The following is a 22270-nucleotide window of genomic DNA, read 5'->3' as shown; positions in this document are numbered from 1 at the left end:
GACGCGACATGCGTCGCGTTTTGTGTGTGGCGCTGCATGCAGCGACGAATCCCCAAACAGACGTATGTATCCAGAACACTAACTGCAATCACACTTCATTAAAAAATATTTGCAGGAAACGCGCAATTCGTGATTTTTGCACGGTTCATTGTGTTGCCCGATTGTTAGTGTTTATTAACTTGCCGGGAAGCAAGTGCTTCAAGAAAAACGCAGTTGCACGTCTTGGTGTCACTTGCGTGCCACTTCGTTGTACGTCTCCATTGTGCGTCTTTATCGAGTGTTCCAACTGCGTATCGCCGGCCTCTGCCGGTGGTCGATGGTGTTTTCTACCTAAACGTTTTTAGGCCAAGTGCTGATCCGGCGTCTCGTTGACCGCATTGCGGGCAAGACCCGTTGGGCGACTGCGCGCCACACTGAAGAAGGATGCACGCAATGCACGCTGACGCCTCTCCCGTGATTCCCCTGACCAAAGCGCAACGCGGCCTGTGGGTCGCCAGCAAGTTGCACACCGACAACACCTTGATGTTGTCCGAAGCGTTGGAGATGTTCGGCCCACTCGATCCGCAGCTATTGCTACGCGCCAGCATGCAGCTGACGCGCGAGTTCGACACGCTGCGGCTGTGCATCGTCGAACACGATGGCGTGCCTGGCCAGGTCATCCGTCCCGAGTACACGGCCGCCATTCCGTACTTCAATCTCAGCGAAGATCCCTCGCCGCGCAACGCGGCCGAGCATTGGGTGGACGAACAAATCCGCAAGCCGGAAAATCTGCAGGACGGGCCGTTGTGGCATTGCGCGGTCTTCCGTCTTGGCGAAGATCACCATATGTGGGTGCAGTGCGTGAGCCATCTGGTGATGGATGGCTATTGCGCATCGATCATGATGCAACGCATGGCGGTGCTCTATAACGCCTACGCTACCGATAGCGAGCCGGAACCTGCGCAGTACGGCAGTGCGCTGTCGTTGAACGAACTTGAGCAGCACTATCGCGAGTCTGATCGCTTTCAGCGCGATCGCAGCTACTGGATGCAACAGCTGGCCGATCTGCCGCCGCCGGCCACCTTGGCACGGCCGGGCAATCAGCTGTCCACCGGGTTGTTGCGTGGCACCGGGCAGTTTTCGCCGCAGCAGGTGGTGCGTTTGCGTGCGCTGGGCAAGGACTATGGCGCCAGCCTGCCGCAGATGCTGATCTCGCTGATTGCCGCGTATTACTACCGCTGCACCGGTGCCGAGGATCTGGTGATCGCAATGCCGGTGACCGGCCGCATCAATGCGCGTTACCGGCAAACCGCCGGGCTGGTGGCCAACGTGATTTCGCTGCGTTTGAAGATGGATCCGCAGCAGCCGATCCATCACTTGTTCGCGCAGGTGTCCTCGGTGGTCAAGCATGCCTTGCGGCACCAGCAATACCGCTTCGAGGATGTGCGTCGCGACCTGGGCGTGTTCGGCATCGAGCAGAAGTTCGCGCGGCTGGCGGTGAATATCGAGGCCTTCGATTACGCGCTGCGCTTCGGCGAGGCGTATGCCGTGCCGCACAACCTCTGCAACGGTCCGGCCGACGATCTGACCATCTTCTGCTACGAGCGTGGCGATGGCGCCGCGTTGCGCTTCGATCTGGATGCCAACCCGGCGTTGTACGACAGCGACGAGCTGGCAGAACATTGCCGCCGCCTGACCCACCTGGCCGATGCGGTACTGGCAGATCCGGAGTGCGCACTCGGCCTGATCGATGTGCTGGGTCACGACGAACGCCAGCGGCTGCTGCACACCTGGAACGACACCGCTGCGCCGCTGCCGGAGCCGAGCACGCTGTTGCACGGCATGCTGCAGCGCGCCGAGCTGATGCCGGCGGCGGTGGTGGTGCAATACGACAACCGCACGCTGGATTACGCCACGCTCTGCGAGCTCGCCTCGCGCGTCGCCGCGCAGTGGGTGGCCGACGGCGTGGGCCCGGGCGATGTGGTCGCCATCGCGTTGCCGCGCAGCGAGCAATTGCTGGTGGCCTTGCTCGCGGTGATGTGGAGCGGGGCGGCCTATCTGCCGCTGGATCCGGAAAGCCCGGCCGCGCGCAATCGGCAGATGCTCAACGATTCCGGCGCCATCGCGCTGGTCTGCGAGCCGGCGTTGTGCGAGCGCTATCTGCTCGGTGGCATGGTGTGGCTGGACCCGCGCCCGGCGGTGTTGCCGGCGGCGATCGCACCGCTCGCCACGCCGGATGGCACCGCCTACGTGCTGTACACCTCCGGCTCGACCGGTGCGCCCAAGGGCGTGGAAATCAGCCATCGCAATCTGTTCAATTTCCTGCATGCGATGGAGCACGAACTGGCATTGCGCCCGCGCGACCGTGTGCTGGCAGTCACCACCATCACCTTCGATATCGCCGGGCTGGAGTTGTACCTGCCGTTGTTGGTGGGCGCACGCGTAGTCATCGCACCAGCCGGCATCACTCACGATCCACGCAGCCTGTCGCGCCTGATTGCACACGAGCAGATCAGCGTGGTGCAGGCCACCCCGTCGTTGTGGCGCATCCTGTTGGCCAACCAAGATCTGGCACTGGACCGTATCCATGCGCTGGTCGGCGGTGAGGCCCTGGTGCCGGAGTTGGCAACGCAGTTGCTGAGCCGGGTGGGGCGCCTGACCCAGTTGTACGGGCCAACCGAAACCACCATCTGGTCGACCATCATGCCGTTGCAGCTGACCGACGCCGCAGCCCCACCGATCGGCAGGCCGCTGCTCAATACGCGCGTCTACGTGCTGGATGCGCAGCGGCAGCCGCTGCCCACCGGTGCGATCGGCGAGCTGTATATCGGCGGCGCAGGTGTGGCGAAGGGCTATCGCGGCAAGCGCCAGCTGACCAGCGAGCGCTTCGTGCGCGATCCGTTTGCCGATGACGGCAGCAGCATGTACCGCACCGGCGACCGCGTGCGTCAGCGCCGCGACGGCATGCTGGAATTCATCGGCCGTGCGGACGCGCAATTGAAGATCCGCGGCCATCGCGTGGAGCCGGCCGAAATCGAAAACGCCTTGCTGCTGCATTCGCAGGTGGCCCAGGCGGTGGTGGTTGGCCATAGCGATGGCGACAACAACGCGTTGCAGTTGCTGGCCTATGTGGTGGGCAAGCACGGCACCATGCCGGCGACCGAGCTGCTGCGCGCGCATCTGCAGCAACGCTTGCCTGCGTCGATGATTCCCACGCTGTGGATGCCGCTGGAGGCACTACCGCTGACACCCAACGGCAAGCTGGATCGCCGCGCATTGCCGTCACCGGGCGCATTGCCGCAGCGCGCGCATGTAGCGCCACGCGATGCGCTCGAACACCAACTGGCAGCGATGTTGCAGGACGTGCTGGGCATTGAAGTGGTGGGGGTGGAAGACAACTTCTTCGAACTCGGCGGCGACTCGCTGCGCGCGGCAGAAATGGCCGCGCGTTTCCCGCAGATGTTCGGCGTCGAACTGCCGCTGGGCACGCTGTTCCATGCGCCGACGATTGCCGGCCTGGCCGAGGTGATCAAACGCAGTGCGCAGACCCCGAACGATCCGCTCGGCGTGCTGTTGCCGTTGCGTGCGGGGACGCCGGGCACCACGCCGCTGTTCTGCATCCATCCGGTGGTCGGTCTGGGCTGGTCGTATCTCACCCTGCTCGGTCAGCTCGATCCGCAGTGGCCGGTGTATGCATTGCAGTCGCCGGCATTGAGCGACCCGCAGCATCGCCCGGAGAGCATCGAGGCGATCGCGCGCGATTACCTGGCCCGTCTGCGCAGCGTGCAGCCGCATGGGCCGTACCGGCTGATCGGTTGGTCGCTGGGCGGCTTGATCGCCCATGCCATCACCGCCGAGTTGCATGCGCTTGGCGAAGAAGTCGAGTTGCTGGCAATGCTCGACAGCTACCCGCATCTGGAGCAGGCCGCATCGTTGCCGGAATCGGAAAACGTACGCGCATCGGTGCATGCGCTGGGCCTGACGCTGGCACACGGCCAGCCGATGCCGACCACGGTGGCCGAACTGGCCAGCCTGCTATGCGATCACTACGGGTTGAACGATTTGCCCGCGGTGCGCCAGCTGCTCGAACAACGCCCCACGCTGCTGGACGACATGGGCGGTATGACCCAGCACCACCTGCAGCTGGCGCGGCGTCATCGGCCCAAGCCGCTGGACCAGGATGTGCTGTTCGTCGAAGCAAGCGTGCGCATGACCTCCGGCGGCGACGATGCAGTGTGGGTGGATTACCGGCCGCAGGCCTGGCGCCCGTACGTGCGCAATCTGCACCTGCATACCTTGGACAGCGACCATCATTCGATGCTGTCGTCCACGCATTCGGCCACGCTCAGCGCGTTGCTGCACGCGGCCACTGCGAAAGCCACACAACGCGATGGCAGCATCGCCACCGCCAGCGACGGGGTGGCCGAATATGCCTGAGTCACTGCATACGCCGGCACGTCACCGCCCGGTACTGATCGCCACCCTGGGCACGCATGGCGATGTGCGCCCGATCATCGCGCTGGGCCGCGGCCTGCAGGAGCGCGGTTATCCGGTGCGGGTGCTGACCAGCGCCAACTTCGAATCCCTGATCCGCGCCAATGGGCTGGAGTTCTTCCCGCTCAGCGGCGACCACCAGAAGCTGTTGCAGGGCCATCCCAATGTCGCCGAGATGCGCGGCGGCTGGCGCGGCATCTGGGGCACCTTGCGCGCACAACTGATGGACTGGGCGCGCGACTGGGCCGAGCAGGGCCGCGCGGCCTGTGCCGATGCCGGTTTGATTCTCGGCGTCGGCAGCGCGAGCTTGCTGGCACATAGCCTGGGCCAGGCCTATGGCCTACCGGTGGTATTCACGCAACTGCAGCCGCTGACCGCCTCGCGCCATGTGCCGTTGATGGTGATGCCCACCGTGCGTCTGCCCGGGCTGGTGAGTGTGGCGCTGCATCACGCGGTGCGCTTTGCCGGCTGGCAGCTGATGCGCCCGGCGCTCAACGGCATCGTGCGCCCGGCTCTGGGGCTGCCGGCGTATCCGTGGAGTGGTCCCGACCGCAGCGCGCAGCGCGTGGTGTATGGCTATAGCGAGCATCTGTGCCCACGTCCGCCGGACTGGCCGGACCGAGCCCAGGTCGCCGGTTTCTGGCAGTTGCCGCAGCCGCAGTGGCAGCCGCCGGCCGCGCTGGAAGCGTTTCTGCAGGCCGGCCCGCCGCCGCTGTATATCGGCTTCGGCAGCATGATCAGCACCGATGCGGCGCAGCTCACCGCCATCGTCAAGGCGGCGGTGCGTCTGACCGGTCAACGCGCGTTGCTGGCCAGCGGCTGGGGCGGGCTGGCGGCCGGGGAAGACGCGTCCGACGATGCGGAGCGCTTCTTCCAGTTGGAGCAGGCGCCGCACGATTGGCTGTTCCCGCGGGTGTCGGTCGCGGTGCATCACGGCGGTGCCGGCACGACCGGTGCGGCGCTGGCTGCGGGGATTCCGTCGGTGGTCCTGCCGTTCGGCTACGACCAACCGTTCTGGGCGCACTGCCTGGCCCAGCGTGGCGTCGCGCCCCCGGCGCTGGTGCGGGCCGGACTGCAGCCGGAAACCCTGGCCGATGCCATCCGCCAGGCCAGCGCGCCGAGCATGCGCGCAGCGGCAAGCGTGCTGGGGCAGCGCATCCGTGAGGAGGACGGAATCAGCCGGGCGGTGGGGCAGCTGGAAGCATGGGGATTGCTGCAACCGGCGGTGTCGGTGGCGCCGGTCGTGCGGATCGAGCAGCAGGCCGTCGCCTGATGGATGACGCTGTGGGGGAGCCACAGCGCCGATGTCGCAATGGCTGCGGTAATGCGGTGGCGGGCGTTATCGAAGGCACCGGAGTGCAGCACCGGTGAGGTGCTGCGCTGGTTGCCTGTTGCCGCCGACGCGTAGTCGGCAAGAGGATGCTTGCGCTACCAGGAAACGTCGAAGCAGAGCCGGCATCCCCTACCTGAGCCGAGCAGCGCTGCAGCCGGCACCGTTGCGTCGTGTGCATGCGGCACAATCAGATCCCCTCGGCCTCTCGTCGCCCGCATGCGCTATCCCGCTCTCGATCTGCTGCGTGGCATCGCCATAGTCTGGGTCATGCTGTTCCATTCGTTTGTGGTCGGCGGTCTGGGGCCGGACTGGGCATGGCTGTCGCGCTACGGCTGGATGGGCGTGGATCTGTTTTTCGTGCTGAGCGGTTTTCTGATCGGCACGCAGGTGCTGACGCCATTGGCGCGCGGGCAGCGCCTGGACTTCAAGGATTTCTACCTGCGCCGCGCGTTCCGCATCCTGCCGGCGTTTTTGGTGGTGCTGGTGATCTACATGGCGTGGCCGGATTTTCGTGAGTCGCCCGGGTTGGCACCGTGGTGGATGTTCGTCACCTTCACCTTGAATTTGTTCGTCGACTACGGCCGTGATGCCGCGTTCTCGCACGCCTGGTCGCTGTGCGTGGAAGAACATTTCTATCTGGTGTTTCCGTTGCTGGCGACGCTGCTGTTGCGGCGTCCATCGGCCGCGCGCTTTGGCGTGCTCTGCGTGTTGGTGGTGGTCGCAGGCATCGCGCTGCGTGCCGGCATCTGGTTGCACAACACCGCCTTGGACAGCGCAGGCGCGGGGCTGCAGCGCAACTGGTTTATCGAAGACATCTACTACCCGACCTGGAACCGTCTCGACGGTTTGCTGGCCGGTCTTGCGCTGGCGGTGCTGAAGGTATTTCGTCCACAGCTGTGGCAACGACTGCAACCCCACGGCAACGCCTTTCTGTTTGCAGGCGTGGTGGTTCTGGGTTTGGCGATGTGGCTGTTTCGCGAGCGCACCGGCCTGATCGGCAATGCGGTGGGCTGGCCGGTGCTGTCGCTGGGGCTGGCCTTGCTGGTGCTCTCAGGCACCGCCACCAGTGGATTGCTGGGTGGCCTGCGCGTGCCGGGGGCGGCATGGCTGGCGGGCATTTCCTACAGCCTGTATCTGACCCACAAGGCGGTGTTCCACCTTGTCCAGACCTGGTTCGGAAGCGGGCTCGATGGCCGCGGCGTGATTGCGTTCGCGATCTATGGTGGGTGCGCGTTGTTGGCCGGTGCCGCCCTGCATTACGCGGTGGAACGTCCGTTCCTGCAGTTGCGCAAGCAGCGTGGCAAGGCTGCCGCAGCGCCCCCAGGGAGGTGCCCGAGGTGCTCGCCGGTGGCTGAAATGGCGCTGCAGGCGCGCGCAGCGTCAATCGCCAGGGTGGCGATGTGCTGCGGGACCGTCGTGTAGTAGGGGTGGCGTCGTATCGACTGCGGCGCGCCGAAGGTGCTCGCTCCATGTGCGCAGCACCGGGGTCAGGCCGATGTAGTGTCGGCCTTCCCAGCCGCTGGCCAGTACGTTGCCGGCGCGATCCAGCAGCACCAGGTTCGGTGGTGCGGTGCCGGCCAGCCGGCGCAACGCAGGAAGCGCATCGATGCGGCGGTAGTCGATCGCCGGCCAGGGCATCTGTTGCTGGCGCATGTAGCGGCGCATCTGCGTTTCCGAGTGGTCCTGGCTGACGTACACCACCTCGGTGTCGGCACCTGCCTCGCGCAGCGCCGCGCGGATCCGGACCAAATCCGGCACGAACGCATGGCAGGGCCCGCACCAGTCGGCGCCGAAGTACAGCGCGATCACCGCCGGCTCGCGCGTCCAGCGAAAGGGGCGCATGCGGTCGGCATCGGCCACCACCAACGTCTCGGCAATCTCCCGCCGCAGCCGGGGCCCCTGTTGCGCCGCCGCCGGCGACATCCACGCAACGAGCGCCGCGCAGAGCGTCAATATGCGCAGCAGACCTGCGTGGGTCGGCTCAGAACGCATGGCGCAGATTGAGATACCACGAGCGTGCAAAGCGCGGCCCGTAAACATAATCGCTGTCGCGGCCAGCGCCCACCTCCAGATCGCGCTGGCGTTGATCGAACAGGTTCTTGACCCCGAGGGAGATGCTGGTCTCCCGGGTGCCGGTCTGGCCCAGATGAAGATGCCACAGCGCGCCAAGGTCGGTATTCCAGAAATCCGGGGTATGGCGCAAGACGCCGAGTCGGTTGTTCAGCGCCTCCATCCGGCCGGTGTAGCGGGTGGCAACAAAGGCCTGGAACGCCTCGGACGGTTGCCAGGTGAGCTGGGCCAGCCCGCTCCAGTCCGGTGTCTTGAGATAGCGCGCGCTGGCAATGCGGGTGTCGCCGCCGTCGGCGGTGTCGTCGTAGATCAGCTGCGCCTGGTCGTAACGCGAGCGATACCACGCCAGGCCTGCGCTGGCCCGCCATTGCGCGGCCGGTTGCCAGGCCAGGTTGCTCTCCAGGCCCGCCACCTTCGAGCCGGACGCGTTGTCACGCAGCTGGTAGAGGTTGCCATCGGCGTCGCTCTGGATCTGCCCGAGCACGAAGGTGTCGCGCAGCCGGGTGAACGAGGCGGTGGCATCCCAGCTCCAGCGCGGTTGCGCCGGGTCGCTGCGCCAGTCCAGCCCCAGCATTGCGGTGAGTGCGCGTTCCTCGCGCAGCCCATCGGCATTGCGTACCCGCACCTGCGCGGCGCCGAGCGTGTCCACGTGCACATCTTCGACGAAGATCTCCGGCGCGCGGAAACCGGTCGATACGCCTGCGCGCCATTTCAGGTTGGCCGTGGCCTGCCAGGCCAGCGCCAGGCGCGGCGAGAACACGCTGTTGTCCAGCTCAGAGCTCTTGTCCAGGCGCCCCCCAGGACCAGGTCCACGTCCTCGGTCACCGCCCACTCGTCCTGGACAAAGCCGCCCAGATTGCGGAAGCGCGCAGCGCTGAGCGTGCGCAGGCGCTGGCCGGCCGCATCCAGATTGAAATCGTGCAGGGTTTCGCGCTTGTACTGCAGGCCGAAAGCCAATGCGTGCGCGCCCAGTCGCCAGTTGAACTGGCTATCCAGAAACTGCAGCGGATTTTCGGTGTGGCCGTATTGGTTGTAGGAGTGCGCGGCCGCACTGCCGGGAACGGAGGGGTCGAGCTGGCGTGGGTCGTAGGCGGGATCGCGCGGGTCGGTGACCACCTCGCCCAGGCCGCCGTAAAAACTGTCGCGATCGATATCGGCGAACGCATAGGCGATGCGGAAATCGGCGGTGTCGCTGAGGGTTTGTTCCCAACTCAGCCCGCCGCGCTGGTAACGGGTGTGCAAGGACTCGGCGATATTGGCCAGGTACTCGGGTACGCCCAGGCGATTGCCGCCGCGGCGCGACTCGTCGGTGTACTGATAATCGGCGCGCAGGCGGGTATCGGCAGTGGGCGCGTACCAGAGCTGGACGCCGCCCAGGCGCAGGTCCTTGCGGGTGATTTCGGTATAGCCGTCGTGGTTGTAGTCGATGCCGTCGTCGTCGGAGCGTTGCGCCACCACCGACATGCCGAGGCGATCGTCGGCGCCGACCAGATCCAGGCGGCCATCCAGGTTCCATTGCGGCTGACCCTTGAGGACATCCACGCCGGCTTGCACGTAGCCGCCGTTGCGCACCGGTTGCTCGGAGATCAGGTTGACCACACCGGCCACCGCGCCGGGCCCGTACAACGCCGAGCCGCCGCCCTTGACCACCTCGATGCGATCGATGAACGCGCCGGGGATCTGTTCCAGCCCGTACACGCTGCCCAGAGTGGACAGCAGCGGCGTGCCGTCGAACAGCAACTGGTTGTAGGCGCCGGGCAGGCCCAGCACCTGCACCTCGGAGGTGTTGCAGTTCTGGCAGTTGCTCTCCACACGCAGGCCGTTGATCAGTTCGGCCGCCTGCGAGAAATCGGTCGCCGCGCGTAGCGCGATGTCCTGCTGCCGTAGGACTTCGGTGCGCACCGGAACGTCCGCCAGCAAGCGCTCGGTCCGGGTGGCGGTGCTCACCTTCACCTCGACACGGTCCAGCGCCACCGCGCGCTGCTGCGCGGTGGCGTCGTCGTTCAGGTTGCCGGCAGTCGAAGCGACTGCGTGGCAGGGCAGGGCGGCGGCGAGCACGACGATGGGCAACGCTGGGTGGAAGTGGATGGAGCGCGATGTGGTCGTGTGCATGACGAGGGCCTGGAGGATGTCCGCAAAATTGTTACGCTATAACAACCGATGCGTTGGTTATTGCCTGACGTGAGAGGTGGGAAGCATGCGTCGGGTTCGGCGTAATATAGCAACTGCTATATAAGGCAGCAATTGCTAATCAGGTGGTTGGCCCATCCTATTGCCGCAGCGCTGCGGGCCAGGTCGTACACAACGCGCCATCTACAGGTGCCTGCTCGGCTGGGCTGGACGCAGAAACGACAAAGCCCGCCCTCGCTGCCGAGGACGGGCGTGTTCAACGGGACGCACCGACGCGCCGCAGGTGGCGGCTGCTTAGTTCGCCGCGTCGCGCGCCACCTGGAAGCCGGCGAACGACTGCGTCACCGGCATGATTTCCAGCCGATTGATGTTCAGATGCGCCGGCAGGCTGGCGACATAGAAGATCTGCTCGGCGATGTCCTCGGCGGTCATCGGGGTGGCGCCGCGGTATAGCGTGTCGGAGGCGGCCTGGTTGCCGCCGGTGCGCACCAGGGTGAATTCGGTTTCGGCCATGCCCGGTTCGATCGAGGTCACGCGCACGCCGGTGCCGTGCAGGTCCGCTCGCAAGCCCAGCGAAAACTGCTGCACAAACGCCTTGGTGCCGCCGTACACATTGCCGCCGGTGTACGGGTAAGTGGCCGCCACCGAGGCGATGTTGATGATCGCGCCGCGGCGTGCGATCAGCGCCGGCAGCAGGCGGTGGGTGAGGGTGACCAGGGCGGTGACGTTGGTGTCGATCATCTGCTGCCACTGCGTCAGGTCGGCCTGCTGTGCAGGCGCGGTACCCAGCGCCAGGCCGGCGTTGTTGACCAGCACATCGATGTCGGCGAAACCAGCCGGCAATGCATCGATCGCTGCCGACAAGTCGTGCGCATCGCGCATGTCGAACGCGGCCGTGTGCACCTGGCCGGCGGGCAGTTCGGCGGCCAGCGCCTCCAGGCGCTCGGCGCGCCGGCCGGTAGCGATGATCTTCCAGCCGGCAGCAGCAAAACGGCGCACGGCGGCGCTGCCGAATCCGGAGGTGGCACCAGTGATCAGAACGGTCTTGGACATGGGGATAACTCCTGCGAAGGGGGATCAGGCGAAGCAATCAGGTGTGGCGACCGTGCCGGATGCGCGTGCCGCTGCACGGCGTGCGTGCAGCCGGGCCGCACCGAGCGGCTTGCGTGCAATGACGTCGTAGCAACAGGCCGCAAGCGCGATCCGACACTGTCGCTACTGCGCCTTGATGGCGATGGCAGGCAAGCCGCTGCCGGTCAGTTTCTGCTTGGCTTCGGCCAGTTCGCCGGCGCTGCCATACGGCCCCATGCGCACGCGGTAGACGGTTTTGCCGCTGATTTCAGCCGATTCCACGCGTGCTGCCAGGCCCATCATCGCCAGCTTGGCCTTGGTCGATTCGGCATCGCCGGAGGCGCCGAACGAGCCGGCCTGCAGGATGTAGCGGGTGTTGTCTGTCACTGCAGGTGCAGCCGCCGTCGTTGCCGCTGCGGCCGTCGCAGCCGGTTTGGGCGCTGCAGTTGCAGGTGCGGCGGCAGCCGGCGTGGTGAGCGCTGCGGTGCTGGCCGGCGCCGGTGTCGCCGCCGGACGCGCAGGCGCAGTTTCCGCCAACGGCTTGGGCGCGCTGGCGGCGGTTTCGTTCAACGGCACCGGCACGCTGGCGGCCGGCGTGGCTGCAGCAACACGTGCTGCTGCACCCGGTGCGGGCGCAACCGGCTTGCCTTCCAGTGCCGCACGCGCACGCGCGGCTTCCTCGGCGCGCGCACTGGCCGCCAGTTCGGCATCGGACATCTGCACTTCCTTGCCGGGCAGCAAGGTGTAGAAGTCGTACTGGGTCTGCGCATCGCCGGGTTTGGCTTGCGGCTTGGGCGGTTGTGCGCTGGGCTTGGGCAGTTCGGCCGGCGTATCCACGTCGGCATCTGCCACCGGCTCGGGCTGCGCATCGGGATTGGCGCGCGGGCCCACGCGCAGGAAGCCGTCGCCGTCCTTCTTGAACAGGTTGGGCGCTGCCAGAAAGATCACTGCCGCAATCGCGGCGCCCGCCACCAACCACACCCAACCGGGGGTGCCATTGCTGGTGTTGCGTCGCGCCTGACTCTTACCGCGTCGTGCTGCCATCTACCACTTCTCCGAATCACGTCGTTGCGGGCCGTGCGGCCCGACTTACATCTTTTCTGGGGCGCTGACGCCGAGCAGTTCCAGGCCGTTGGCGAGCACCTGTTGCGTGGCGACGGCGAGGGTGAGTTTGGCGTCGCGCTCTGCGGCATCGTCCACCAGCAGTTTGGTGTTGTGATACCACGTGTGGAAGGCGTGCGCCAATTCACGCAGGTACTGCGCAATCTGATACGGCTCCAGCGTCTGGCCGGCGATTTCGACCACTTCCGCATAGCGCGACAGCTCGACCATGACGTTGAGCGAATGCTCGTCATCCAGACGCGCCAGCTCGGCCAACCCATGCGCCTGCTCGTACTTGTAGCCTTTTTCCAGCGCCTGACGCAGCACGCTGCACACGCGGGCATGCGCGTACTGCACATAGAACACCGGGTTGTCGTTGCTCTGCTGACGGGCCAGGTCGATGTCGAAGGTGAGCTGCGAATCGGGCTTGCGCGCGATCAGGAACCAGCGCACCGCATCGGCGCTGGTTTCTTCGATCAGATCGCGCAGGGTGACGTAGCTGCCGGCACGCTTGGACAGCTTCACCTCTTCGCCGCCGCGCATCACCGTGACCATCTGGTGCAGCACGTATTCCGGCCAGCCCTGCGGGATGCCCAGTTCCAGTGCCTGCAGGCCGGCGCGCACGCGCGTCAGCGAGCCGTGGTGATCCGCGCCCAGTTCGGTGATCGCGCGCTCGTAGCCGCGCTGCCACTTGGTCAGGTGATAGGCCACGTCCGGCACGAAGTAGGTGTAGGTGCCGTCGGACTTGCGCATCACCCGGTCCTTGTCGTCACCGAAGTCGGTGGACTTCAACCACAACGCGCCGCCTTCCTCGTAGGTGTGGCCGGAAGCGATCAGCTTCTGCACCGCCTCTTCGACCTTGCCGTCCTTGTACAGCGAGCTTTCCAGGAAATAGATATCGAAATCCACACGGAACGCGGCCAGGTCGTGGTTCTGCTCGTTACGCAGATAGGCCACCGCGAAGCGGCGGATCGCGTCGAAATCGGCAGGATCCTTGCCGCCGGTGACCAGATGGCCTTCCAGGTCGACGGTGTCGCCAGCCAGATAGGCGTTGGCCACATCGGCGATGTAGTCGCCGCGGTAGCCGTTCTCCGGCCAGCCATCGCTGTCTGGGGTGAGTCCCTGCGCGCGTGCCTGCACCGACAACGCCAGGTTTTCGATCTGCACGCCGGCATCGTTGTAATAGAACTCGCGCTTGACGTTCCAGCCGTTGGCATCGAGCACGCGCGCCAGGCTGTCGCCGATCGCCGCCGCGCGGCCGTGGCCGACATGCAGCGGGCCGGTCGGGTTTGCCGAGACGTATTCCACGCCCACCGAGCGGCCATTGCCGGACAGCCCGCGGCCGTAGTCGGCGCCCTGCTTGATCACATGCGCCACTTCGCGCTGGTAGGCGGAGGGTGTCAGGTGGAAGTTGATGAAGCCCGGGCCGGCGATGTCCACCTTGGCCAGGTCGTCGCTGGCCGGCAACGCGGCGACCAGTGCCTGGGCCAGTGCGCGCGGATTGCTGCGCGCGGGCTTGGCCAGCAGCATCGCGGCATTGGTGGCGAAGTCGCCGTGTTCGCGCGTCTTGGGCCGCTCGACCACAAAATCCGGCGGCAGGGTGTCGGCAGGCAGGGTGCCGTTGGCGCGCAAGGCTTCAATGCCTTGGCCGATCAGTGCGCGGAGTTGGGCTTTCACGTGGGATCTGCTTGGAACGAAACCACCGATTTTACCCGACCGCGCGCCCCCGGGTCCGGCCGACGGTTCAGGTCACCGCCGCGCTGTCATTCCAGCCAGCCGCGCTCGGCCAGCGACACCGGGCGGCCGTCGCCGATCACGAAGTGGTCGAGCAGGCGGATCTCCATCAAATCCAGTGCCTCCAGCAAACGTTTGGTGACCGCGCGGTCGGCCTCGGAGGGCTCCGGGTTGCCGGACGGATGGTTGTGCCCGACGATCACGGCCGCTGCATTGTGCAGTAGCGCCCGCCGCACCACTTCGCGCGTATGGATATCGGCGCCATCAAGCGTGCCGGTGAACACTTCCTCGAAGGCGATCGCGTGATGTTTGGTATCCAGGTACAGCACCGCAAACACCTCGTACGCCTTGGCACGCAGTCGCTGCGAAAAATAGCGGCCGACGCTGGGTGGGTCGCTGAGCGCTTCGCCGCGCTCCAGCTCGCTCATCAGGTGGCGATGTGCCAGTTCCAGCGCCGCGTTGAGCTTGCAGGACGAGGCGGGCCCAAGGCCGGGCAGGCGCGCCAGGGCCGAGGCCGGGCGATCCAGCAGCACGCGCAGCGGGCCGTGGCGAAGCAGCAGATCGCGCGCAGTGCGCACGGCGTCCTGGCCGCGCAGACCGGAGCCGACAAAGATCGCCAGCAGCTCGGCATCGGATAACGCAGTCGCCCCGCGCGCCAGAAGTTTCTCGCGCGGGCGTTCGTCGGTGGGCCAGTCGTGAATGTGCATATGGCGAGATTGCCGGTGCTCATCGCTCACGCCTATCAGGCCAGGCGGGGGCATCGGCTAATCTAGTTGTCCTTGTAACCGTAGGACGACTCCGACGTGATCGGCTCCACTCAGGCCCGCCCCCTGGACGGACAGCGCTTGCTGCTGTGCGTCGGCGGAGGCATTGCCGCTTACAAATCGCTCGAACTGGTCCGTCGCCTGCGCGACGCCGGCGCGCAGGTGCAGGTCGCCATGACCAGCGGCGCACAACAATTCGTCACCCCGCTCAGCTTCCAGGCGCTGTCCGGGCAGCCCACCCGCACCACCTTGTGGGACAGCGCCGCCGAGCAGGCGATGGGGCATATCGAACTGGCGCGCTGGGCCGATCAGGTAATCGTCGCCCCGGCCACCGCCGACCTGCTGGCGCGTCTGGCGCATGGCCTGGCCGACGACCTGGTCACCACGCTATGCCTGGCCACCACCGCGCCGCTGACCGTGGCCCCGGCGATGAACCATCGCATGTGGCTGCATCCGGCTACCCAGGCCAACGTTGCGACCCTGCGCACTCGTGGCGTGCGCGTGGTCGGCCCGGACGACGGCCCGCTGGCCGAAGGCGAATCCGGCCCCGGCCGGCTGGCCGAGCCGGCGGCGATCATCGCTGCGCTGGCCGGCACCGCCGCGCCTGCCGCGTCCAGGAGCGCGGCTGCGCCGGCCTTCGTGCCCGGCAGCGCGCAACTGGACGGCTTGCGCATCGTGATCAGTGCCGGCCCCACCTTCGAGGACCTGGACCCGGTGCGCTACGTCGGCAACCGCAGCAGCGGCAAGATGGGCTATGCGCTGGCGGCCGCGGCCGCCCACCAGGGCGCCGAGGTGGTGCTGGTCAGCGGCCCGGTGCATCAGACCACCCCGGCCGGCGTGCAACGGATCGACGTGCGCTCGGCCGCGCAGATGCGCGATGCGGTGCTGGGCGCGTTTCCGGCCGACATCTACATCGGTGCCGCCGCAGTGGCCGACTACACCCCCAAACGGGTGGTCGCGCAGAAGATCAAGAAAACCGGCGAAACGCTGACCCTGGAACTGGTACGCACCCCGGACATCCTGGCCGAAGTCGCTGCGCAGACCGGCGCACTCAAGCTGGTGGTCGGTTTTGCTGCCGAAACGCACGACGTGGAGCACTATGCGCGTGGCAAGCTCGCCGCCAAACGGCTGGACCTGATCATCGCCAATCAGGTGGGGATCGAAGGCGGCGGCTTCGAAAGCGACAACAATGCTGCGATCGCCTATTGGCAGGGCGGCGAACGTGGCTTCCCCAGCAGCAGCAAAACCGAATTGGCCGAGCAACTGCTGGCCCTGATCGCGGAGAGATTGCAGGCATGAGCCACCCAACCCAGTCCTTGCAAGTGAAGTTGCTTGACCCGCGCTTCGGCGACCTGTGGCCATTGCCCGCCTATGCCACCGAATCCAGCGCAGGCATGGACCTGCGCGCTGCGTTGGAAGCGCCGATGACGCTGGAACCGGGCGATGCGGCGCTGATCCCCAGCGGCATCGCGATTCATCTGGCCGACCCGCAGCTGTGCGCGGTGATCCTGCCGCGCTCGGGCCTGGGCCATCGCCACGGCATCGTGCTCGGCAACGGCACCGGCCTGATCGATGCCGATTACCAGGGGCCGCTGCTGATCAGCACCTGGAATCGCGGCCGTGCCGCCTTCACCATCGAGCCGGGCGACCGCATCGCACAGCTGGTGATCCTGCCGATCGTGCGCGTGGGCTTGCAAGTGGTGGATACTTTCGTCGACAGCGTGCGGGGAGCGGGTGGATTCGGCCACACCGGCGTGCGCTGACGGGGGCGTCATATGAGCAAAGCGAGCGAGCGCAGCCAGGCCGCGTCCGGCATGCGCACGAGTGGTCCGGTGTTGGGGGGCGTGTTGCTGCTGCTGGCAGCCTGGTTCGGCTGGAGCGGCTACGCGCAATGGCGCGAAGATGCGATGACGCAGGACCTCGAGCAGGCGCGCGACCGCGCCGTGCAGGACGTCAGCCAGGCCATGGCCAAGCAGGCCAGCCAGCTCGACGCCGTGCTCAAGCAGCCGCAGGTCATCGCCGCGTTGGCCAATGGCGATGCGCTCGCCGCCGCTTCGGCCATCCGCGAGCGCTTCAAGGGCGCCGAAGACGTGCAGGTGCTGTCTGGCGATCTGACCGCCGCCTATGAAAATCCCAAGGACTTCGGCTATGCGCGGCTGAGCCTGCTCGAGTCGGCGCTGGTCGGCAAACGTGCGCAGGTGCATGTGGTGCGCGACGCCAAGCAGGTCCGCCTCGGCGTGGCGGCAGCGGTGACTTTAGGTACGCAGCCGGCCGTGGCGTATGCGCGCCTGCCGCTGTTGCGGTTGACCGGCCCGCTGGATGCGATCGCAGTGCCCGGCAGCGCCTATCTGGCATTGCGCCAGGGCAGCTACAACGTCGCCGAGCAGGGCGATACCGGGCTGGCCGACGCCGCCGAAACACTGGCCAGGCAGCTGGGCGACAGCGGTTTGCGCGTTGCCGCCGCCGTGCGGCAGAGCGACAGCGGCCCGTTGGGTCTTGGCGCAGTTGGCTGCGCGATCGTGGCGTCGCTGTTGCTCGTCATCGCCGTGCTGCTGGTACTTGCCAGCCGGGGCCGTGTCGCCTTGCCGCGCCGCCGCGTGGCAAGCGAATCGACTGCCGACGAACCTACCTTCGGTCAAAGCCTGCAGCACGATGCCAGCGTTGCCAGCCAGGCACGCGCGCTGGACCAGGACGCGGCCGCATCCGCGCCGCCCGCCCTGGTGCCGGCGGTGCAGATCGCCACCGAGATGTTCCGCGCCTATGACATCCGCGGCGTGGTCGGCAAGGACTTGAATCCTGGCGTTGCCGCGCTGATCGGCCAGGCCGTCGGCAGCGTGATGCAAGCCCAGGGCCTGCGCGAGGTGGTGGTCGGCCGCGACGGGCGCCTGTCGGGCCCGGAGCTTGCCAACGGCCTGATCGAAGGCCTGCGCCGTGCCGGCTGCAGCGTGATCGACATCGGTCTGGCACCGACGCCAGTGGTGTATTTCGGCGCCTACGAACTGCGCGCCGGCAGCTGCGTGGCGGTGACCGGCAGCCACAATCCGCCCGACTACAACGGCTTCAAGATCGTGATCGGCGGCGAGACACTGTCGGGTGCGGCGATCACCGACCTGCACCAGCGCATCAACGAAGGCCGCCTGCACACCGCAGCGGCGCCTGGCGAACTGGAACAGCGCGACATCAGCGATGCCTACATCCAGCGCATCGCCGACGACGTGCAGCTGGACCGCCCGATCAAGGTGGTGGTGGATGCCGGCAACGGCGTGGCCGGCGATATCGCACCGCGACTGCTGGAGGCGATCGGCGCCGAAGTCATTCCGCTGTACTGCGATGTCGATGGCACCTTTCCCAATCATCACCCCGACACGAGCGAGCCGCACAATCTCGACGATCTGGTGAACATGGTGCAGCGCTTCGATGCGGATATCGGCGTGGCTTTCGATGGCGATGCCGACCGTCTGGGCGTGGTCACCAAGGAAGGCGCCATCGTGTTCCCGGACCGCCTGCTGATGCTGTTCGCCGCCGACGTGCTGCAGCGCAATCCTGGCGCGCTGGTGATCTACGACGTCAAATGCACCGGCAAGCTGTCCGACTACGTGTTGCGCAATGGCGGCAGCCCGTTGATGTGGAAGACCGGGCACTCGCTGATCAAGTCCAAGATGCGCGAGACCGACGCCGAACTGGCCGGCGAGATGAGCGGGCACTTCTTCTTCAAGGAACGCTGGTACGGCTTCGACGACGGCATCTATGCCGCCGCGCGCCTGCTGGAAATCCTGGCCCAGCGCGAGGAAACCCCGTCCGAAGTGCTGAACGCGCTACCCGAAAGCGTGTCCACGCCGGAGATCAAGGTGCCGGTCGACGGCGATGCGCATGCGCTGGTGGCGCGCTTTGTCGAGCGCGCGCAGGCCAGCGAAGAATCGCCGTTCGAATCGGCTCGGCTCTCCACGATCGACGGATTGCGTGCGGACTTTACCGACGGCTGGGGCCTGGTGCGTGCCTCCAACACCACGCCGATCCTGGTGCTGCGGTTCGAAGCCGACACCGAGGCTGCATTGAACCGGATCCGTGCGTTGTTCCGCAGCGAATTGCAGGCCTTGCTGCCAGAGCATCCGTTGGCGTTTTGATCGACGGGTGAGTGATAGGCGATTGCTCTGCCGGCATGGCGGCAGAGCAGGTGGTGAGCAGCAGTTGCCGATCTGAAGCTGGCAGCCCTGGGCAATCACGATCACGCGCCTCCCAGGCCTGCCATGCGTAAGCAATCATCCGGCGCCGGAATGGCGGCGTCTTTCCCGGCGTTGTCGTGCAACAACCAGATCGCGTCCCAATACGGATACCCACCGATCTGCTCGGCCAGTCCCGCACGCAACGGCAACGCGACCAGCGAGCGCGCGAACTGGCGGTGATCGGCCTGCAGCGGAAGTGCCGATACCTGCATCTGCGGCTGCCACACCGTTCCGCCACGGCCACGCGCGCGATTGACCGCCTCGCCAGCTGCCTGTCGCGCGACAACAGCCATCTGCAGCAGTGCAGCCTTGCCCGGTGCCTGCAGCAAGGCGCACCAACTGTCCGGCAGCAGCACCCAGCACAGCAGGCGCGCACCATGCCAGTGACCGGCCATCGCAAGGCTCGCTGCCGCCGCCCGCGCGCAGCGCCAGTCCGCAAACAGCGGCACGTGTTGATGCGTCTGCAAACGCAGATGCCAATGCGCCGCAGTGGGCGCTGGCATGGAGACGGGGCGATGAAGCAAGGCGCTGGACATGACCCCAGCATGTCGATGGCGTTAGCGAAGCGGCATCGGCGATGCGCGTCATCTTAGGTCGGTAACCATCGCAGCGCGGTGTACGAACAAACGCATTGACTCTCGGAGGTCGCGCGCCTGGCGTTATCCACTGCAGAGTAAAGCCGATGCAGAATGCTCCATCAGCTCAGTCGCGCAGCCAGCATCACCTCAAACGCCTGAAGACCGGAGCACCAGTGCCGCACTTGCGACTCCCAATCCCGACTCCCCAATCCCCGCTCAATGCACCGCCCGATCCCGCTTCCAGCCGCGATGCTTCACATCCAGATACAGGCTGTAAAACGCGGTAAACGCCGGAAACAGGTTCTGCAGCACGCCCACCGAATCCTGCTTGGCCGAGAACACGAAATAGCTCAGCGTCATCAGGCTGCCGACCACGCTCATGTACCAGAACATGCGCGGAATCACCGGCTTGCCGGCGCGCTTGGAAGCGACGAACTGCACCAGCCAGCGGCCGCCGAACATCAGCGCGCCCACATAGCCGATCAGTTTCCAGCCGGTGACATGCAGCCCGGTCCAGAACAGCCAGGTCAGCGGTTGATCCAGCCAATGCAGTTCCATCAGCGTTCCTGCACCACGGTGCGCTTGCTGCGGGTGATCAACCAGGCCACGCCACGCAGGTCGCGGATGCCGACCAGGGCGCGATTGAGGTTGTTGTACTTGGACACGCCAGCGGTGCGATGGCGGTGGTGCACCGGCACGCTTACCGTGCGCCAGCCGGCGCGTTGCATCAGCGCCGGCAGATAGCGGTGCATATGGTCGAAGTAGGGCAGGTCCAGAAACGCCTCGCGCTCGAACAGCTTGATGCCGCAGCCGGTGTCGGGGGTGTTGTCGTGCAGCATGCGCGAGCGGATCGCATTGGCCCACTTGCTGGCCCAGCGCTTGGACCCCGAATCCTGGCGATTGACCCGCCAGCCGGCGAACAACTTCACCTGCATCTCGGCGCTGGCACGCGCGGTCAGCAGCTTGGGAATGTCGGCCGGGTCGTTCTGGCCGTCGCCATCGAGCGTGGCGATCCAGCTCGCGCGCGCCGCCTTGACGCCGTTGCGTACTGCCGTGCTCTGGCCGCTCTGGGTGACGTGATGCAGCACGCGCAGTTCCGGCGTGGTGGTCTTCAGGCCTTGCAGCACCGCCAGCGTATCGTCGCGCGAGTGGTCGTCGACATAGACGATTTCGAACGCCACCAGCCCGCGCAACGCAGCGACGATTTCGCCAATCAGCGCGGCGACGTTATCGCGCTCATTGAACACCGGGACGACAACGGAAAGCTGAGGTTGGCTCATGGATTCGTAGTGGCCAGATGAAGGCTGAGCGAAAAAGATCGCGCATTGTGCCCTGACTGTCTGAGTCAGGCATGAAGCGAACGTGCGTTGTGCGCGGTGGAGCGAATGGAAAGCGGCCTGTAGCGTGTTGGATGCTAAGCGCGATCGCCGAAATAGCGGCGGCACCAGTCCACCACCTGCGGCAAGCCACGTTCGACCGGGGTGGCCGGCTCAAAGCCGAACGCGGCCTGCGCGCGCTGCGTATCGGCCATGGTGCGGACCATGTCGCCCGGCTGCATCGGCCGGTAGACCTTCTCGGCCGGGCGGCCGGCGGCCTGCGCGATCACGTCGATGAAGTATTCCAGCTCCACCGGGGTGTGGTTGCCCAGGTTGAACACCCGATGCGGCACCGGCTCGCTGCTGGGTGTGTCCAGCGCGCCCAGCACGCCGGCCACGATGTCGTCGACGAAGGTGAAATCGCGCTGCATCTTGCCGTGGTTGAACACCTCGATCGGCCGCCCCGCCAGCACCGCGCGGCTGAAGATCAGCGGCGCCATGTCCGGCCGGCCCCACGGCCCATACACGGTGAAGAAGCGCAGGCCCGTCGCGCGCAGGCCGTACAACTGCGCGTAGGTGTAGCCCATCAGCTCATTGGCGGCCTTGGTCGCCGCATACAGCGAGCGTGGCTGATCCACGCGCTGGTCTTCGGAAAATGGCGGGGTGGCCGAATCGCCATACACCGAGCTGCTCGACGCATACACCAGATGCTGCACGCCCCGATGCCGGCACAGCTCGAGCATGTTGACGAAACCGACCAGATTGCTGTCGACGTAGGCGGATGGATTTTCCAGCGAGTAACGCACCCCGGCCTGCGCGGCCAGATGCACCACGCGCGTGGGCTGAATCTCATCGAACAACGCGGCCAGGCCATCACGGTCGGTCAGATCCAGCGTGCGGATGTCGATGTCCGGGCACAGTGCTGCCACCCGGTCGCGCTTGAGCTGCGGGTCGTAGTAGCTGTTGTAGTTGTCCAGGCCCACCACTGTCTCACCACGCGCAGCCAGCGCGCGGCAGGTGTAGGCACCGATGAAACCGGCAGCGCCGGTCACGAGAATGGTCATGGAAGTTGTCCTGGAGATTTTTAGTGGCAAAAGGGAGGCGAAAGGCGACGCTGGACCACTCCGAAGCGCTTCATGGCGACGTTCGCTCACCCATCGCACTCACCCCATGCTGAGCGGTGCTTCGCTGGCCAGTTTGGCTTTGCGTTCGGCGCTGAACGACCACCACGGGCCCGGTGCCTCGCCTTCCATGAAACGCACGATCGACAGGAACACATCGATCACGCACGGATCGTGCAGCACACCGGTGCGCAGGCATAGCTGCGCGTACATGTCGTAGGCATCGCGGCCGCGCAGCTGCGCTGGCACACGGATGCCGATCAGACGCAGATCCTTTTCGCAGGCCGGCCCGACGTTCGGCAGGTCGGTCAGACACAGCAGATGATTGCGATCGACCTTGGCGGGATGCATAGCCG

Annotated in this window: 15 protein-coding genes and 2 pseudogenes; 6 read left to right on the top strand and 11 right to left on the bottom strand. The window is 66.2% G+C overall.

The window, feature by feature from the left end:
- Positions 1-432: 432 nt before the first annotated feature.
- The 3 genes and pseudogenes from NDY25_RS08530 to NDY25_RS08520 form a co-directional block, all read left to right on the top strand.
- Positions 433-4416 (top strand): non-ribosomal peptide synthetase, encoded by a 3984-nt coding sequence (locus tag NDY25_RS08530; protein WP_168959568.1) that lies wholly within the window; start codon positions 433-435, stop codon positions 4414-4416.
- Positions 4409-5746 carry a glycosyltransferase gene (locus NDY25_RS08525; RefSeq protein WP_168959567.1) on the top strand — a complete coding sequence of 446 codons (1338 nt, stop codon included), beginning with the start codon at positions 4409-4411 and terminating at the stop codon, positions 5744-5746. The genes NDY25_RS08530 and NDY25_RS08525 overlap by 8 nt, the downstream gene beginning before the upstream one ends.
- Positions 5747-6022: 276 nt before the next feature.
- Positions 6023-7096 (top strand): annotated as a pseudogene (locus NDY25_RS08520) (acyltransferase family protein); the annotation flags it as partial.
- Positions 7097-7186: 90 nt separating this feature from the next.
- Here NDY25_RS08520 and NDY25_RS08515 read toward each other — a convergent pair.
- The 6 genes and pseudogenes from NDY25_RS08515 to radC form a co-directional block, all read right to left on the bottom strand.
- Complete coding sequence (locus NDY25_RS08515; RefSeq protein WP_168959565.1) at positions 7187-7798, bottom strand: thioredoxin-like domain-containing protein; 612 nt, start codon at positions 7796-7798, stop codon at positions 7187-7189.
- A pseudogene (locus NDY25_RS08510) lies at positions 7788-9988 on the bottom strand (TonB-dependent receptor plug domain-containing protein). The gene NDY25_RS08515 and the pseudogene NDY25_RS08510 overlap by 11 nt, the downstream one beginning before the upstream one ends.
- A 312-nt stretch (positions 9989-10300) precedes the next feature.
- Entirely contained in the window at positions 10301-11059 is a 759-nt protein-coding gene (locus tag NDY25_RS08505; RefSeq protein WP_168959563.1) for an SDR family NAD(P)-dependent oxidoreductase, read from the bottom strand.
- Positions 11060-11221: 162 nt separating this feature from the next.
- Positions 11222-12121, bottom strand: a complete 900-nt coding sequence (locus NDY25_RS08500) for an SPOR domain-containing protein (RefSeq protein WP_168959562.1) — start codon at positions 12119-12121, stop codon at positions 11222-11224.
- A gap of 45 nt (positions 12122-12166) precedes the next feature.
- On the bottom strand, positions 12167-13855 hold the full coding sequence (argS, locus tag NDY25_RS08495; RefSeq protein ID WP_168959561.1) for an arginine--tRNA ligase: 1689 nt from the start codon (positions 13853-13855) through the stop codon (positions 12167-12169).
- A gap of 86 nt (positions 13856-13941) precedes the next feature.
- Complete coding sequence (radC, locus tag NDY25_RS08490) at positions 13942-14619, bottom strand: RadC family protein (RefSeq protein ID WP_168959560.1); 678 nt, start codon at positions 14617-14619, stop codon at positions 13942-13944.
- Positions 14620-14715: 96 nt separating this feature from the next.
- On the opposite strand from radC, the gene coaBC reads away from it, so the two are divergent.
- From coaBC to NDY25_RS08475, 3 genes are read left to right on the top strand one after another with little or no spacing between them, the layout of a single operon-like run.
- Positions 14716-15975, top strand: coding sequence for a bifunctional phosphopantothenoylcysteine decarboxylase/phosphopantothenate--cysteine ligase CoaBC (gene coaBC / locus NDY25_RS08485; protein WP_256627881.1), 1260 nt, complete (start codon positions 14716-14718; stop codon positions 15973-15975).
- Positions 15972-16439: a dUTP diphosphatase gene (gene dut, locus NDY25_RS08480; protein WP_168959558.1), complete on the top strand. Its 468-nt coding sequence runs from the start codon at positions 15972-15974 to the stop codon at positions 16437-16439. Before coaBC ends, dut begins: the two co-directional genes overlap by 4 nt.
- Positions 16440-16451: 12 nt before the next feature.
- Positions 16452-18800, top strand: coding sequence for a phosphomannomutase/phosphoglucomutase (locus tag NDY25_RS08475; RefSeq protein ID WP_168959557.1), 2349 nt, complete (start codon positions 16452-16454; stop codon positions 18798-18800).
- Positions 18801-18901: 101 nt separating this feature from the next.
- Here NDY25_RS08475 and NDY25_RS08470 read toward each other — a convergent pair whose 3' ends face one another.
- The 5 genes from NDY25_RS08470 to NDY25_RS08450 form a co-directional block, all read right to left on the bottom strand.
- Positions 18902-19435 (bottom strand): hypothetical protein, encoded by a 534-nt coding sequence (locus NDY25_RS08470; protein ID WP_168959556.1) that lies wholly within the window; start codon positions 19433-19435, stop codon positions 18902-18904.
- A gap of 258 nt (positions 19436-19693) precedes the next feature.
- Positions 19694-20035, bottom strand: a complete 342-nt coding sequence (locus NDY25_RS08465) for a lipid-A-disaccharide synthase N-terminal domain-containing protein (RefSeq protein ID WP_074056508.1) — start codon at positions 20033-20035, stop codon at positions 19694-19696.
- Entirely contained in the window at positions 20035-20757 is a 723-nt protein-coding gene (locus NDY25_RS08460) for a glycosyltransferase family 2 protein (RefSeq protein WP_168959555.1), read from the bottom strand. Before NDY25_RS08460 ends, NDY25_RS08465 begins: the two co-directional genes overlap by 1 nt.
- 134 nt (positions 20758-20891) lie before the next feature.
- The gene (locus NDY25_RS08455) at positions 20892-21857 is read right to left on the bottom strand and encodes an SDR family NAD(P)-dependent oxidoreductase (protein WP_006448976.1); all 966 of its coding nucleotides are present in this window, start codon (positions 21855-21857) and stop codon (positions 20892-20894) included.
- Between the two features lie 99 nt (positions 21858-21956).
- A complete protein-coding gene (locus NDY25_RS08450; protein ID WP_043907425.1) occupies positions 21957-22265 on the bottom strand; it encodes a helix-hairpin-helix domain-containing protein in 309 nt (102 codons plus the stop codon).
- Between the last annotated feature and the right edge of the window lie 5 nt (positions 22266-22270).

Origin of the sequence: Xanthomonas hortorum pv. pelargonii, assembly GCF_024499015.1 — a bacterium.
Taxonomy (GTDB): domain Bacteria; phylum Pseudomonadota; class Gammaproteobacteria; order Xanthomonadales; family Xanthomonadaceae; genus Xanthomonas; species Xanthomonas hortorum_B.
Note: the sequence above shows the minus strand (reverse complement) of the source record. Positions and strands in the feature narration are given on the sequence as shown.

Bases quoted from the DNA above. Each gene is read 5' to 3' on its own strand.
- NDY25_RS08460 (WP_168959555.1), bottom strand. From the start codon at position 20,757: ATGAGCCAACCTCAGCTTTCCGTTGTCGTCCCGGTGTTCAATGAGCGC.
- NDY25_RS08455 (WP_006448976.1), bottom strand. From the start codon at position 21,857: ATGACCATTCTCGTGACCGGCGCTGCCGGTTTCATCGGTGCCTACACC.
- dut (WP_168959558.1), top strand. From the start codon at position 15,972: ATGAGCCACCCAACCCAGTCCTTGCAAGTGAAGTTGCTTGACCCGCGC.
- NDY25_RS08515 (WP_168959565.1), bottom strand. From the start codon at position 7,798: ATGCGTTCTGAGCCGACCCACGCAGGTCTGCTGCGCATATTGACGCTC.
- NDY25_RS08475 (WP_168959557.1), top strand. From the start codon at position 16,452: ATGAGCAAAGCGAGCGAGCGCAGCCAGGCCGCGTCCGGCATGCGCACG.
- NDY25_RS08465 (WP_074056508.1), bottom strand. From the start codon at position 20,035: ATGGAACTGCATTGGCTGGATCAACCGCTGACCTGGCTGTTCTGGACC.
- NDY25_RS08505 (WP_168959563.1), bottom strand. From the start codon at position 11,059: ATGTCCAAGACCGTTCTGATCACTGGTGCCACCTCCGGATTCGGCAGC.
- NDY25_RS08530 (WP_168959568.1), top strand. From the start codon at position 433: ATGCACGCTGACGCCTCTCCCGTGATTCCCCTGACCAAAGCGCAACGC.
- NDY25_RS08500 (WP_168959562.1), bottom strand. From the start codon at position 12,121: ATGGCAGCACGACGCGGTAAGAGTCAGGCGCGACGCAACACCAGCAAT.
- NDY25_RS08470 (WP_168959556.1), bottom strand. From the start codon at position 19,435: ATGTCCAGCGCCTTGCTTCATCGCCCCGTCTCCATGCCAGCGCCCACT.
- NDY25_RS08450 (WP_043907425.1), bottom strand. From the start codon at position 22,265: ATGCATCCCGCCAAGGTCGATCGCAATCATCTGCTGTGTCTGACCGAC.
- NDY25_RS08525 (WP_168959567.1), top strand. From the start codon at position 4,409: ATGCCTGAGTCACTGCATACGCCGGCACGTCACCGCCCGGTACTGATC.
- radC (WP_168959560.1), bottom strand. From the start codon at position 14,619: ATGCACATTCACGACTGGCCCACCGACGAACGCCCGCGCGAGAAACTT.